The 13610-nt window shown below is 70.5% G+C and carries 18 protein-coding genes and 1 pseudogene; 16 read left to right on the forward strand and 3 right to left on the reverse strand.

The genetic code is table 11. The annotated features are described in order from the left end of the window. Nucleotides 1-99, forward strand: a pseudogene (locus ABZU52_RS28845) (IS5/IS1182 family transposase); the annotation flags it as partial. Between the two features lie 30 nt (nucleotides 100-129). Here the strand turns inward: ABZU52_RS28845 and ABZU52_RS28850 are convergent. Together ABZU52_RS28850 and ABZU52_RS28855 are read right to left on the reverse strand one after the other, a co-directional pair. Next, the gene (locus ABZU52_RS28850; protein ID WP_088989541.1) at nucleotides 130-342 is read right to left on the reverse strand and encodes a phosphatidylethanolamine-binding protein; all 213 of its coding nucleotides are present in this window, start codon (nucleotides 340-342) and stop codon (nucleotides 130-132) included. A 99-nt stretch (nucleotides 343-441) separates the two neighbouring features. Continuing rightward, nucleotides 442-1323, reverse strand: coding sequence for a universal stress protein (locus ABZU52_RS28855; protein WP_354974104.1), 882 nt, complete (start codon nucleotides 1321-1323; stop codon nucleotides 442-444). A gap of 113 nt (nucleotides 1324-1436) precedes the next feature. Here ABZU52_RS28855 and ABZU52_RS28860 point away from each other — a divergent pair, with 113 nt between their 5' ends. From ABZU52_RS28860 to ABZU52_RS28930, 15 genes are all read left to right on the forward strand, one after another. After that, the gene (locus ABZU52_RS28860; protein ID WP_354974105.1) at nucleotides 1437-2183 is read left to right on the forward strand and encodes an SAM-dependent methyltransferase; all 747 of its coding nucleotides are present in this window, start codon (nucleotides 1437-1439) and stop codon (nucleotides 2181-2183) included. A gap of 71 nt (nucleotides 2184-2254) precedes the next feature. Further along, on the forward strand, nucleotides 2255-3427 hold the full coding sequence (locus ABZU52_RS28865) for a PP2C family protein-serine/threonine phosphatase (protein WP_354974106.1): 1173 nt from the start codon (nucleotides 2255-2257) through the stop codon (nucleotides 3425-3427). 56 nt (nucleotides 3428-3483) lie between these two features. Next, nucleotides 3484-3945, forward strand: a complete 462-nt coding sequence (locus ABZU52_RS28870) for a MarR family transcriptional regulator (protein WP_354974107.1) — start codon at nucleotides 3484-3486, stop codon at nucleotides 3943-3945. 295 nt (nucleotides 3946-4240) lie between these two features. Beyond that, nucleotides 4241-4873, forward strand: a complete 633-nt coding sequence (locus ABZU52_RS28875; RefSeq protein ID WP_354974108.1) for a CDP-alcohol phosphatidyltransferase family protein — start codon at nucleotides 4241-4243, stop codon at nucleotides 4871-4873. Next, the gene (locus ABZU52_RS28880) at nucleotides 4870-5814 is read left to right on the forward strand and encodes a DUF881 domain-containing protein (protein WP_354974109.1); all 945 of its coding nucleotides are present in this window, start codon (nucleotides 4870-4872) and stop codon (nucleotides 5812-5814) included. Before ABZU52_RS28875 ends, ABZU52_RS28880 begins: the two co-directional genes overlap by 4 nt. Further along, nucleotides 5811-6143 (forward strand): small basic family protein, encoded by a 333-nt coding sequence (locus ABZU52_RS28885; protein WP_030327710.1) that lies wholly within the window; start codon nucleotides 5811-5813, stop codon nucleotides 6141-6143. Before ABZU52_RS28880 ends, ABZU52_RS28885 begins: the two co-directional genes overlap by 4 nt. An 11-nt stretch (nucleotides 6144-6154) precedes the next feature. Beyond that, nucleotides 6155-7198 (forward strand): DUF881 domain-containing protein, encoded by a 1044-nt coding sequence (locus ABZU52_RS28890; RefSeq protein WP_354974110.1) that lies wholly within the window; start codon nucleotides 6155-6157, stop codon nucleotides 7196-7198. Nucleotides 7199-7258: 60 nt separating this feature from the next. Continuing rightward, nucleotides 7259-7639, forward strand: coding sequence for a glycine cleavage system protein GcvH (gene gcvH, locus ABZU52_RS28895; RefSeq protein ID WP_354974111.1), 381 nt, complete (start codon nucleotides 7259-7261; stop codon nucleotides 7637-7639). A 214-nt stretch (nucleotides 7640-7853) separates the two neighbouring features. Then, a complete protein-coding gene (locus tag ABZU52_RS28900) occupies nucleotides 7854-8306 on the forward strand; it encodes an FHA domain-containing protein (RefSeq protein ID WP_007071101.1) in 453 nt (150 codons plus the stop codon). Nucleotides 8307-8356: 50 nt separating this feature from the next. Beyond that, nucleotides 8357-9058 carry a MerR family transcriptional regulator gene (locus tag ABZU52_RS28905; RefSeq protein WP_354974112.1) on the forward strand — a complete coding sequence of 234 codons (702 nt, stop codon included), beginning with the start codon at nucleotides 8357-8359 and terminating at the stop codon, nucleotides 9056-9058. Between the two features lie 187 nt (nucleotides 9059-9245). After that, a complete protein-coding gene (locus ABZU52_RS28910; RefSeq protein WP_030327706.1) occupies nucleotides 9246-9710 on the forward strand; it encodes a bifunctional nuclease family protein in 465 nt (154 codons plus the stop codon). A 159-nt stretch (nucleotides 9711-9869) separates the two neighbouring features. Next, nucleotides 9870-10466 (forward strand): MerR family transcriptional regulator, encoded by a 597-nt coding sequence (locus ABZU52_RS28915; protein WP_354974113.1) that lies wholly within the window; start codon nucleotides 9870-9872, stop codon nucleotides 10464-10466. A gap of 260 nt (nucleotides 10467-10726) precedes the next feature. After that, nucleotides 10727-11125: a group 1 truncated hemoglobin gene (locus ABZU52_RS28920; RefSeq protein ID WP_354974114.1), complete on the forward strand. Its 399-nt coding sequence runs from the start codon at nucleotides 10727-10729 to the stop codon at nucleotides 11123-11125. A 2-nt stretch (nucleotides 11126-11127) separates the two neighbouring features. After that, nucleotides 11128-12309 (forward strand): globin domain-containing protein, encoded by a 1182-nt coding sequence (locus ABZU52_RS28925; protein ID WP_354974115.1) that lies wholly within the window; start codon nucleotides 11128-11130, stop codon nucleotides 12307-12309. Between the two features lie 52 nt (nucleotides 12310-12361). Next, nucleotides 12362-13057, forward strand: coding sequence for a cell division protein DivIVA (locus tag ABZU52_RS28930; protein ID WP_354974116.1), 696 nt, complete (start codon nucleotides 12362-12364; stop codon nucleotides 13055-13057). Between the two features lie 105 nt (nucleotides 13058-13162). Here the strand turns inward: ABZU52_RS28930 and ABZU52_RS28935 are convergent. Beyond that, nucleotides 13163-13610: NAD(P)-binding oxidoreductase (locus ABZU52_RS28935; protein ID WP_354974117.1), on the reverse strand; the 448-nt coding region annotated here is incomplete at its 5' end.

Genomic DNA, 13610 nt, shown 5'->3' on the forward strand with positions numbered 1-13610 from the left:
GATCTGTGGTGGTCGGCCAAGCACGACAACCACGGCGGCAACATCCAGGTGATCACCGTCGGCGACGGCTGGCCCATCTGGACCTCGCCCGTACGCCCGCGATCGCGCCGTCGGCCACGTCGACCCTCCTCACTTCGGGTCGCCCGGTTCGCGCTCGCTCTTCGGGCCGTACGTCCGGTCCCCGCGCACCACACCCCGTTGGCCGCGATCCTCCTGGAGGATCCTGTTCGCGACCTGGTTGGCCTTGCCGTCGGGCACTCGGCGTCCGGAGTCGTCGATCGCGTTGCGCAACCGCGCCCGCTGCTTGTCGTACGCGTTACTGCCCGGCCGTGGTCCTGGCATCTGTGCCTCCTTCGTCGGTCTGGGCACCTGGTGCTGCCCACCGTCCGCTGGGCGTACCGCGGCCGTCTACCCGCCTGGCGGCGGACCAACCCCGGGCGGCTAGTGGGGCGCGCGGACCACGACGACCGGGCACTGCGCGTGGTGCAGCATCGACTGGCTCACCGACCCCAGCAGCAACCCGGTCACCTCGCCGTGCCCGCGCCCACCGACGACCGCCAGTTGGGCGGCGCGGGACGCCTCGGCGAGCACACTGCCGGGTCGACCATGTATCACCCGGCAGGTCAACCGCAGGCCCGGATGCTCCTCGGTGAGCCCGGTCAGCCACCCGGCGAGCATCCGCTCCTGCTCGCCGTGCAGCGTCGCCTCGTCGTACACCAGGGGTTGCATGTCGCCCGGACCGCTGCTGCCCGGGTGCCGGTAGGCGTGCACGGCCACCAGCGGCACGCCGAGCGACACGGCGGTCTCGGCGGCGTGGTCCGCGGCCCGCCGGGAGGCCTCCGAACCGTCGACCGCGACCAGCACCGGCTCGTCGGGGCGTTGCGCGCCCCGCGCCACCAGCACCGGGCAGTCGGCGTACGCGGCGACCTGCACCGCGACCGAACCGACCACGAGCGCGGAGAACCCACCCAGCCCGCGGTCGCCGAGCACGATGAGCGCGGCGGTGGGGGACTCGCCCACCAGCACCGCGGCGGCCTCACCGTCGATGATCTCGCCGGAGATCGACAACCCGGGCACGGTCGCCTCGGCCTCGTGCACCGCGGCGGCGACCAGTTCCTCCGCCCGGTGGCGCAGCCCACCGCCGGGCGGCGCGTCCGGGGCGGGGGAGACCGCTACGTGCAGCAGCGGCCAGATGAAGCCGTGCACGATCCGCAGTGGGCGGTGCTGGCGCGCCGCCTCGGTGGCGGCGAGGCGCACGGCGCGCAGCGCCGACTCCGAGCCGTCGACGCCGACCACCACCGCCGCGTTGTTCGCCGAGTTCACCGCCCACCTCCGCTCGCGGCCAGTATCGCGGGCCTGGACGCCCCTGCGTCGCGATACCGCTGAGCGCGTCCCGGTCGGTACGCTGGCGACGACCGGGGAGGGGAGCGTCACCGATGGGTGAACCGGACCAGCCGAGCACCGCCCGCATGATCGACTTTTGGCTCGGCGGGCAGCATCACTTCCCGGTGGACGTGGCCGCCGCGAGCGCGTTCGAGCAGGCGTACGGGCCGTGCGCCCCGGTGTTCCGGGAGCTGCGGGCGTTCCTGGGCCGGGCGGTGCGGGCCATGGCCGGCGAGGGCGTGGACGGGTTCCTGGTGTTCGGCGCCGGGGTGCCGACGATGGGCAACGTGCACGAGGTCGCCACCGACGCGACAGTGCTCTACACCGACGTCGACCCGGTCGCCATCCGGTTGGGACAGAGCATCCTCGCCGGCAGTGACCGGGCGGGCTACGGCTTCGGCGACGCGACCGACATCGGCACTGTCGACCCGGCGCAGCTGCACCGCTTCGTGCCGGGGTGGGGCCGCCGGCCGGTCGGGGTCGTCTTCCTCGGGTTGGCCGCGTTCCTGGACGACGCCACGCTGACCCGTACCCTCGACGAGCTGTACGCTGCCGCGGCACCGGGCAGTCTGCTGGCGGTGGACTTCGACACCGAGGAGCTGGCGGGACACCCGGAGGCGCTGGCGATGATGGGCCCGCAGTTCCGTATGCGTCCACCCGCGGGGTTCGCGCCCCTGCTCGGTCGGTGGGCGCCAACTGCGGACGGGATCGTCCCGGTCGCCGAGTGGCGGCCGGAAGGGCCGCCGGCACGGGTGCCCGACGCGTTCCACGGTGTGCTCGCGACCCGCGCGGCTGACTGACCGCGCCGATCATCCGTCCGAGGGCGTCCGTATGATGCTTGCCCTATAGCAAGCTTCTGGGGAGGACGACGATGGTAGACGCGCCTGACGTGGTGTCGCGCGCGTTGCGCGAGGCCCCGCCCGACCAGTTGGCCGAGGCGGCGGACCGGGCGATCCGGTCGGCGATGGGCGCGCTGCGCACCGACGTCTTCGTCGCCGACTACCGGATCAGCGGCCTCTGGCCGGTGCTGGACCCGGACCTGCCGGCGGGTGGGTTCCTGGCCTGCCACACCATGGCGCAACGCTGTTTCAGCAGCCAGCAACCGGTACGCGACGGCGAGGGCCCGTGCCGGCTCTACCTGCCGTTGACGGTGTGGGGGGAGCGGCTGGGCGTGCTGATGATCGAGCTCCCGGCCGTACCGAATCCGGCCGTCACCGGTCGGGCCACGGACATCGCCGGCGCCCTGGCGGTGGCGATGCGCGCGGCGGACCGGGAGACCGACCGTTACCGGCGGGCCCGGCGTCGGGAGCGACTGACCATGGCCGCCGAGATGCAGTGGGACCTGCTGCCCGGTCGCGGGGTGGCGCACCACGCGTTCGATCTGGCCGGTCAGCTCGAACCGGCGTACACAGTGGGCGGTGACCACTTCGACTGGTCGCTGGACGGTGACCGTCTCACCGTGACGGTGCTCAACGGCGAGGGCACTGGGCTGGCCGCGTCCCTGTTGACCGCCGTGACGGTCAACGCGATGCGCAACGCGCGCCGCTCCGGCGGCGGCCTGGTGGAGCAGGCCGAGCTGGCCTCGGACACGGTCTTCTACCAACACCGGGGCGCCCGGTACGTGGCCACCCTGCTGATCGAGGTGGACACTCGCACCGGCCGGGTACGGGCGGTCGACGCGGGCTCGCCACATCTGTTGCGGATGCGGGGGTCCACGGTCGAGCCGATGAAGCTGGATCAGCAGTTGCCGCTGGGCATGTTCGCGGAAACCCGCTACGAGCTTCAGGAGGTGCAACTCGCGCCGGGTGACCGCCTCTTCGTGGTCAGCGACGGGGTGTGGGCCGCCGAGCCGCCGGGTCAGGAGCCGTACGGGCAGCGGATGATGGCGCGGTCCCTGCGCGCCACGCGGCTGCAGCCGCCGGCCGAGGCGGTTGGTACGGTGATGCGCGAACTGCACGCCTACCACGCGGATTTCGATCTCCGCGACGACGCCGTCGTGGTCTGTCTGGACTGGCACGGTCCGCGCGAACGGGGCACGGGGTGAGATTCGCCGCCGCGTTGCCGGGCGGGCACCAGCGCGACGATGGCAGGGGACATCAGGTGGAGCGACCTGCGGATCTCGCCGCGGCGATCGACGCGGCCGCCGGGACGCTGATCGCTGTGCTCGACTCGGCCTCGGCGCGGCACCAGGTGCCGCCCACCCAGCTGAGGGTGCTCACGCTGATCAGCGATCGGCCGGAGACCAACGTCAACGGGTTGGCGGAGCTGCTGGACGTGGTGCCCTCGTCGGCGAGTCGGCTGTGCGACCGGCTGGAGGCGACCGGGCTGTTGCGCCGGGTGGCCGATCCACGGGACCGGCGGGAGGTGCGGTTGGTGCCGACCGCCGCGGCGCTGACCCTGTTGGGGGAGTTGGCCGAGCGGCGACAGCGCGCGCTGCAGGCGGTGCTGGAACGCATGCCGGCGCGGACGCAGCACGAGCTGTTGCTGGCGCTGGTCGGGTTCGCTCGGGCGGCGACCTCGGTGCCCGAGCAGCAGACCGACCCCGCCGTCCAGACGGCCTGACCGTCGCCCCCTCTTTCACTAGTATCCTAGGACGCTTTAGGCGTGGTGATCCACGCCACAGTGCGGCACAGCCGCACCGACAGCCCGGCGGCGGCACCCGACCGACGAGAGGAAGCCCGATATAGTGGCAGCGCACCTACCCGGCCCGCGATCATCGAGATCGCGGGCCGCACCAGGGGAAGGGGCCCCGCCCGGGGCCGCAGGGGAGAGCCGGCGCTGGTCGGCCCGACAGCGCGTACGACCCTCAGCCGCGCCCGGCGTCGGCCGGGGGCCCGCGTGCCGTGGAGGAGGATCGGTGTCGCGTCGGCCGGCTCGGGCAGAGCAACCGCGGGACACCGGTGACGAGGTTCCCGGCAACCAGGTGCTCACCCTGCCCAACCTGATCAGCTTCTTTCGGCTGCTGGGCGTGCCGCTGTTCCTCTACCTGTTCCTGGTGGAGCGGGCCGACGTGGCGGCGGTCGTGGTGCTGGCCATCGGCGGCACCACCGACTGGGTCGACGGTTGGATCGCCCGCCGCCTGCACCAGGTGAGCCGCCTGGGCGAACTGCTCGACCCGCTCGCCGACCGGCTCTACATCCTCGCCACCCTGGTCGCCTTCACCGCGCGGGAGGTGGTGCCGTGGCAGTTCACCGCGGCGCTGCTGGCCCGTGAGGTGCTCCTGCTCGGCTCACTGGCGGTGCTGCGGCGGTACGGGTACGGGCCGCCGCCGGTGCACTACGTGGGCAAGACCGCCACGTTCCTGCTGCTCGCGGCGTTTCCGGTGCTGCTGCTGGCCAGCGCGGCGACCGACGTGGCGACGGCGGCGAGCGCCATCGGTTGGGCGTTGGCCTGGTGGGGGTTGGTGCTCTACTGGGTGGCCGGCGGGATGTACGTCGTGCAGGCGGCCCGGCTGGTGCGCGCGGCGCGCGGCCCGGGAGCGGTGGCGTGAGCGCGCCGCGGCTCGGGAAGCCCGGCCAGGACCGGGTGTACGCCCCGGATTTCCTCACCGAGCTGTTCCGCAACCCGTTGGATCCCGGGTACGCGGACGCGGCCGCCGCCCGTCGGGGCTCGGCGGAGTCTGCTGCGGCGCGCGGCTGGCGGGCCCTGCCGGCGCGGTCGGTGAGCCTGGTCGTGGTGGTGATGCTCGGTTTCCTGTTCGCTGTCGCGTACCGGCAGACGATGGCCGACGAGCCGGGGCGCAGCCAGGCCCGTTCGGGTCTGGTGACGCAGATCAAGGAGCGGGAGAGCCAGACGGACCGGTTGTCGACCCGGGCGGACCAGTTGCGCGAGGAGGTCAGTCGGCAGCGGGACGCGGCGTTGAGTGGTTCGGCCGCCGCCCGGTTGCGCAACCTGGAGGCGAGCACCGGGCTGGGTCGGGTGCGCGGTGATGGTGTGGTGGTGCGGTTGGCGGACGCGCCGGACAACGCGGACGCGGTGACCGGTGCAGGTGCTGGGCCGCCGCGGGTGCTCTACAGCGACCTGCAGGGGGTGGCGAACGCGTTGTGGAGTGCTGGCGCGGAGGCGATCGCCATCAACGGGCAGCGGTTGACGTCGACGTCGACGATCCGGTCGGCGGGTGAGGCGATGCTTGTGGATTTCCGGCCGGTGACGGGGCCGTACGAGGTGTCGGCGATCGGGCCGGGCTCGATGCGGCGCAAGTTCGAGGACAGCCGGAACGCGGCGCTGATGCGGAAGGTCGCGCAGGGGACCGGGTTGTCGTTCGGTGTGCGGGACTCGGATGACCTCACCCTGCCGGCGGCGCCGGAGCCGCAGCTACGCTACGCCAAGCCGTCGGTCAGTCCGAGCCCTTCCGTGTCGGGTGTCCGGTCCGGCAGTCCCGGGTCGTCCGGTCCGGCGACGACTGATAGCCCCTCCGGAGGTGGCCGATGATCGCGGTGCTGGCGTTGCTCGCCGGTGTGGTGCTGGGCGTGTGGCTTGATCCCACGGTGCCGGCGGCGTTGCAGCCGTACCTGCCGATCGCGGTGGTGGCCGCGTTGGACGCGGTGTTCGGTGGGGTGCGGGCCCGGTTGGACCGCATCTTCGATGACAAGCAGTTTGTGGTGTCGTTCATTTCGAACGTGCTGGTCGCTGGTCTGATCGTGTATCTGGGTGACCAGTTGGGGGTGGGTGGGCAGTTGTCCACCGGTGTGGTTGTCGTGCTGGGTGTGCGTATCTTCGGCAACGTGGCGGCGATCCGTCGGCACCTGTTCCGGGCGTAGGTTGGGTTGCGATGAGTGACGAGCAGACCGACACGGGGACCGGGTGGCCGCAGCCGGCGGGTCCGGTGCGGCCGGGTGGACCGGCGGGTGAGCCGGATCCGCGGCCGGATGCGCCGGATCCGGATGAGCTGAGTCCGTTGGCGCCGCAGGGGCCCGCGCAGTCGCAGCCGTCGGATGACGAACCTGCGGCGGAGCCGGGTGTGGAGCCGGTCGACGACGGTGTGACGGTGGACCTGAGCGCGGTGTCGCGGTCGGGTGAGCCGGTTGCGGGTTCCGACGGGTTGGCGGAGCCGGTGTCCGACGGGTTGGCGGAGCCGCTGGTCGAGTCGGCGTCGGCGGAGCCGGTGGTGGCTGGTCGGTCCCGGTGGACTGCGGCCGGGGTGATGATCGCGGCGTTGTTGGCGTTGCTGGGGTTCACGTTGGTCGTGCAGTTGAAGACGACGTCGACGGACCCGACGTTGGGGGCGACGCGGCAGGAGGACCTGGTCCGGATCCTGTCGGATCTGGATGCGCGGGAGAATCGCCTTCAGCAGGACATTCGGGCTCTGGAGGACAGCCAGCGGCAGTTGCGTTCGGGTGAGCAGGGTCGTCAGGCGGCGTTGGATGAGGCGACGCGGCGGGCGGACGAGTTGGGCATCCTGGCGGGGACGTTGCCGGCGGTGGGGCCCGGGTTGACGGTGCAGTTCGACGCCGGTGTGAAGCCGATCTCGGCGAACCGTGTGTTGGACGCGGTGCAGGAGCTGCGGGGTGCGGGCGCCGAGGCGATGCAGATTTCCGGTGGGGATCGGGCGACGGTGCGGATCATCGCGTCGACGTACTTCCTCGATGGGGACAACGGTTCGTTGATGGTGGAGGGGCGTCGGTTGACGGGGCCGTACACGATCACGGTGATCGGTGATCCGGCGACGATGCGTACGGCGTTGAACATTCCTGGTGGGGTGGTGGCGTCGGTCCGGGGTGACGGCGGTAACGTGACGTTTGGGGAGCGTGAGGTTGCCGAGGTTTCGGCGCTGCACGTGCCGATCAAGTTGGAACACGCCCGTCCGGTCTCCTGACCGGCGCGGCCGCGCCGGACCCGGGTGGTCCGGGGCACCGATGGATGAAGGACGCGTCTGGTGATTCCCGAGGATCTGCGATACACCGCCGAGCATGAGTGGGTGGCGGGTGACGGCACGGCTTCGGTCCGGGTCGGCATCACCCACTTCGCGCAGGACGCGCTCGGTGACATCGTGTACGTGCAGTTGCCCGAGGCGGGTGCGGTGGTCGCGGCCGGTGACTCGTTGGGTGAGATCGAGTCGACCAAGAGTGTGTCGGAGATCTACGCGCCGGTGGCCGGTACGGTGGCGGCGCGTAACGACGCGTTGGGTGACACGCCTGAGCTGATCAACACTGATCCGTACGGTGCGGGTTGGTTGGTGGAGATCACGCCGGATGATCCGACTGCGACGGATGGGTTGCTGACGGCGGCCGCGTATCAGAAGATCACCGAAGGCTGAGTGTGCTTGATCCGGCGCGTGGCATGTCTGCGCGCGTCCGGTTGCCCTGCATTTCGGCGCTGGCTAGGCTCGCCCAGTCGACCGAGAACCCAATAGTTGAGCGTTGCGGAATTGCCTTCCCGGGCACGGGGAGCCAGCCGCCGGGTGGTCAAGTGCCCGGCGGCCAGACCCGCCATTACCCGACGCCGACCGAACAGATCCGTGAGGTGGTCCCATGACGCGGCCAGACGACGAGTTCCCCCCACTCGACGTCACTTCGACGCTCAATCTCGGTTCGCTTGACGAAGTGCTGGAGGGGCCGGATACCGATGTGGTGCCGAGCCGGATGTCCGGTTCGTTGCCGCCGGGTATGGCGCTGCTGGTGGTTCGTCGAGGCCCGAATGCGGGTGCCCGGTTCCTGTTGGACCACGATGTGACGACCAGTGGCCGGCACCCGGACAGTGACATCTTCCTGGATGACGTGACGGTGTCGCGTCGGCATGCGGAGTTCCACCGGGATGGTGGGACGTTCACGGTGCGCGACGTGGGCAGCTTGAATGGCACGTACGTCAATCGTGAGCGGGTTGAGGCGGCCACGTTGAGCAATGGTGACGAGGTTCAGATCGGTAAGTTCCGGGTGGTGTTCATCGCCGGTCCGCGCCCGGAGGAGGAGGCCGGCCGGGGGTGAACGAGCCTGCGGCCTCCATGTCACCCGGGGCGGCTCGGTCTGAGCCGCTGATGAGCATCGGTGAGGTGCTTGGGCAGTTGCGGGTGGATTTTCCGGATACGACGATTTCGAAGCTGCGGTTTCTTGAGGCCGAGGGTCTGGTCGAGCCGCAGCGGACGGCGGCGGGTTACCGGAAGTACAGCTGGGACGATGTGGCGCGGTTGCGGTTCGTGTTGACCGCGCAGCGGGACAAGTACCTGCCGTTGCGGGTGATCCGGGAGCAGTTGGCCCAGTGGGATTCGTCTGGTGAGCAGCCGGGGCGGTCGCGGCCGGCGTTGGTGGCGGTTGGTCCCGATGGTGCGGTGCCGGGTCGTGAGTCGGTGGAGCCGGCCGAGTCGTCGCAGGTGCGGCTCGGCCGGGCGGATCTGGTGGCGCGTAGTGGGATCGACGAGTCGACGTTGGTGGAGTTGGAGCGGCTCGGTGTGCTGGTGTCGGATCCGCCGGGTTGGTATGACGCGGATGCGTTGATCATCGCGTCGGCGGTGGCGGGGTTGGCGTCGTACGGGTTGGAGCCGCGGCACCTGCGGGGTTATCGGACGGCGGCGGACCGGGAGGTCGGTTTGTTCGCGCAGTTGGTGGCGCCGTTGGCGCGGCAGAGTGATCCGGCGGCGCGGGCGCGGGCGGCGGAGACGGCGCGTGAGTTGGTGGCGTTGTCGGAGCAGTTGCACGCGGCATTGGTGCGGGTGGGTCTGCGGTCGACGTTGGGTCGGTGACGGGTGCCCGGTGGGTGGCGGCTGAGCGGAAAGATCTCTTCCGGGAAGCGTGCCGTAGGCTTGCCGGGGTAACCCCTTTTCGGCGCGGACGTGGTGCTGTAGCGCATGGGACGGCCGTGTCGCGGTCCGTGTACCGTGCAGGGAAAGGGCGCGGTGCGGCGTAGGTGACAACGACACGGAGGCGGCGGTGCGCGAGCTGAGCGTGGTCGGAGTTCGGGTGGAGCTGCCGAGCAACCAGCCGATCGTCCTGCTCAGGGAGGTCGAGGGGGACCGCTATCTGCCGATCTGGATCGGCGCGGTCGAGGCGACGGCTATCGCTTATGAGCAGCAGGGGGTCAAGCCGGCCCGGCCGTTGACGCATGATCTTCTGCGGGACGTGTTGGCGGCGTTGAAGGCGCCCTTGCAGGCGGTGGAGATCACCGAGCTGAAGGAGAACGTCTTCTACGCGGATCTGTTGATCGGCGATGGGGTGCGGGTGTCGGCGCGTCCGAGCGATTCGATCGCGTTGGCGTTGCGTGTCGGTGCGCCGATTCGTTGTGCGGAGCAGGTCCTCAGCGAGGCGGGGATCGTTATCCCTGATGAGCAGGAGGACGAGGTGGAGAAGTTCCGCGAGTTCCTGGAGCAGGTGCGTCCGGAGGATTTCGCGGGCTGAGGTGTGCCCGGGCTCGGTTGGTGATCTTTCTCGGTGGCTGCGCGGCGTGTCGCGTCGGTTCCTCCGTGGTAACCCTTCGCGGTGGCGATAGGGTTTCCACGTCGAGGGGTGCGCGTCCCGGAAACGATGCGTCGCCACACTGACGGGGAGGTTGTCCGGATGCACGAGCCGCGGGATTCCGATCCGGGTGCACAGTTTGACGAGCCGGGTGCTTCGTCGCCAGGTGTGGCGGCTGAGGGTGACGGTTCGGTTGGCTACCGGGGTGTGACGGCCTGTCACGCGGTGGGCATCAGTTATCGGCAGTTGGATTACTGGGCGCGTACGGCGCTGGTGGTGCCGAGCGTTCGTGATGCCTCGGGTTCGGGAACGCAGCGGTTGTATTCGTTCCGGGACCTGGTGGTGTTGAAGGTCGTCAAGCGGTTGTTGGATGCGGGGGTGTCCCTGCAGAACATCCGTAAGGCGATTGAGGCGTTGCGCTCGCGTGGTGTGGAGGATCTGGCGGGGATCACGCTGATTTCTGATGGGACGACCGTGTACGAGTGCCGGTCTCCGGAGGAGGTGGTCGACCTGTTGCAGGGTGGCCAGGGGGTCTTCGGCATCGCGATTGGTGGGGCGTTCAAGGAGATCCAGGGGTCGTTGTCGCATCTGCCGGCGGAGCCGGCGACGAGCGGCCCGGTGGAGCCGGCGGTGGCGTCGGTATCGGATCCGGTGGGTGACGAGTTGGCGGCGCGGCGGGCGCGGCGGCGCGCCGGCTGATCGTTCGGAGTTCCGGGTTTTTTTCGGGTGGTTTTCTCGCGACCGTCGGTGACGGGTGGCACGGGTGTTCAGGCCATGACGCTCCACTGCGGGTACGGTGGGTGTCGTTTCGGTGGCTGATGGTGAGATTCCCGTCGGTAGTGGTGACGTAACGTGGCGCCCTGTTGTCGGGAATCCGATAAGGGGGCGCTGACCGGAGACGGTTGACACGCTATGGTCCCTCACGGTTCTGGACCCCTTCATCCCCGGAAGGAACAGCTGTGACGGTTACCGAAGAGACGGCGCCCGCATCGCACTACGACCGAATTGGTGGTGCCAGTTCGGTCAAGGCGGCCGTTGACCTGTTTTACGACAAGGTGCTCGCCGACCCGGAGTTGGCCGGCTACTTCGCCGATGTGGACATGGCGGGTCAGCGGCGACACCTGGCGTTGATGTTGACCGTGGTGCTGGGTGGCCCAAACGAGTACACGGGTCGTGGGTTGGCCGAGGCGCATCAGCCGTTGAACATCCCGGTGGGGCACTACGTGAAGGTGGGCGAGCACCTGACGGTGACGCTGACCGAGCTGGGGGTGCCGGCGGACGTCCTCGCCGATGTGCAGACGGTGCTGGGGCAGGTGCAGGACCAGGTGGTGGCTGCCGGAGACCGGTCGGGCGCCTGAGCGTGGACGCGGCTCGCCTCAAGCAGAGCTGGTCGATGGTCGCCGCTCACGGCGACCAGGTGCCGCTCTATTTCTATTCGACGTTGTTCCTCGCTCATCCTGAGACGCGGCAGATGTTCCCCACGAACATGGCCGGTCAGCGGGACCGCCTGGTGACCGCGCTGGGTCACATCGTGTCCAACGTGGACCAGGTGGATGGGCTGGTGGGTTTCCTGCAGGATCTCGGCGCGGATCACCGCAAGTTCGCGGTCCGCGCGGAGCACTACCCGGCGGTCGGTGAGGCGCTGGTGGCGACGTTGCAGCATTTCCTCGCCGAGCAGTGGACCGACGAGTTGGCCGCGGACTGGACGGCCGCGTACGGGCTGGTGGCCCAGGTGATGATGGAGGCCGCGCAGGCTGCTGAGGCGGTCAATCCGCCGTGGTGGGTGGCGGAGATCGTGGCGCACGAGCGGCGGGCGTTCGACGTGGCGGTGGTGACGGTTCGTCCGCAGTACCTGTTGCCGTTCACCCCGGGTCAGTCGGTCGGGGTGTCGCACCCGTCGGTGCGGTCGTGGCGGTACTACTCGCCGGCGAACGCGCCGCGGGCGGACGGCACGTTGGAGTTGCACGTGCGGGCCGCGCCGGGTGGCGCGGTGTCGTCGCGGCTGGTGTACGGGTCGGCGGTGGGGGACCGGATCCACCTGGCGGCCCCGGTGGGGGACCGGCTGGGGTTGTGGTCGGCGGGCTCCAGTGACCTGTTGCTGTTGGTCGCGGGTACCGGCTGGGCGCCGGTGAAGGCGCTGGTGGAGCAGGTGGCCGCGGAGGGTTCCCGCCGGCGGGTGGACCTGTACGTGGGGGCCCGTTCCCGCAGCGAGTTCTACGACAGCGACGCGATCGACAAGATGGCGTCGTCGTATCCGTGGTTGACGGTGACGTACGTGGTGGGTGCCGACGTGCACCGGCCGGGGGAGTTCGTGCAGGCGGTGGACCGGGCGTTGGCCGATGGTGACTGGCGTTCCCGGCACGTGTTCGTGTGTGGGTCGGACGAGATGGTGTCGTACGCGGTGCGGACGCTGGTTCAGGCGGGTTTCCACCCGGGTCAGGTGCACCACGAGGGCCTGGGGGCGCAGTGGTACGGCCCGGCGTGGCGGACGGCGGTGCAGCAGTCGGCTGCGGGTGACACTTCGGGAGGTGGGCAGAGGTGAGCGCGAGGAGTGAGCTTGCGAGCCCCGCAGTCGCGAACGGAAGGCGGGTCAGGTGAGCGCGACGCCGATCAGTCGGTATGACGGGGTGCAGGTTTCCGGCGGTGTGCAGGTGCGGATGACCGCCGACCGGGTTCGGCGGTGGGAGTTCGGTGCCGCGTCGTTCGCCCGGCGTGGTTACGACAACGCTGACGTGGACCGGTTCCGGGTGCAGGTCGCTGACGAGTTGGACCTGTTGGCGACGCAGATCGCGACGTTGCGGGCGGAGAACGAGCGGCTGAACGACCGGGTGGAGTTGCACCGGCACGGGGTGATTCCGAGTACCGGGGCGGCGGCGAAGGTTCCGGCGGCGCGGGAGGTGAATCTGCTGTCGGCGGCGCAGCGCGAGGCGGAGCAGATCATCGCGCAGGCGCACGACTACGCCCGTCGGGTCGCCGAGTACGCCCGGATGCAGTACGAGAGCTACCTGCAGGCGGCGGAGGCCGAGGCGAAGCAGGAGGCCGAGCGGGCGGTGGCGGAGTACCGCAGCGCGGCGGGGTCGAGCTTTGACGACACGGTGGCGACCCGGGAGGCGTTGCGGATCTTCGGCGAGATGATGGTGTCGCACATGCAGGCGGCGGCGCGGCATCTCGATGACGGTAGTGAGCAGTTGGCGCGCACGATGGATCGGATCGCGGCGGAGACGCCGGGGGCGCCGTTCGTGGGTGGTGTGCTGGGGCAGTCGGCGTTGCCGCGGCACCAGCAGCGCTGAGGTGTCGTGGGTGGGGTTCGCTGCGGTGGACCCCACCCGGCGCACTGGCGCCCGCCTACCGCGGGTGCCCGTCGATGGTGCCGGTGACCCCCGTCGGTGGGTCGGTCAGCTGACGGCGGCGCGGATGGCGTCGGGGATCGGGGTGGGCCCGTCGACGAGTTCCAGGGTGGCGCCGGCGGTGCGTGGTTCGTCGAGCAGGGCGGCCAGGACGTGGGCGACGTCGGTGCGGCTGATCGCGCCACCGCCGGCGTGCGGGGTGAGGGTGACCCGCCCGGTGGGTGGGTCGTCGGTGAGCCGGCCGGGTCGCAGCACCGTCCAGGCCAGGTCGCGGCCGCGCAGGTCGTCCTCGGCGGCGCGTTTGGCGCGCAGGTACGCCGCCCACACGTCGTCGCTGCCGGGGGCGGGTGGTGTGTCCACGCCCATGGAGGAGACGAGCAGGTAGCGGTGGACGCCGGCGTGGGTGGCGGCGTCGGCGAGCAGCGCGGCGGCGCCCCGGTCGACGGTGTCCTTGCGGGCGGCGCCGCTGCCGGGGCCGGCGCCCGCGGCGAAGATC

The sequence above is a fragment of the Micromonospora sp. NPDC005220 genome, from assembly GCF_040607895.1.
GTDB lineage: Bacteria > Actinomycetota > Actinomycetes > Mycobacteriales > Micromonosporaceae > Micromonospora.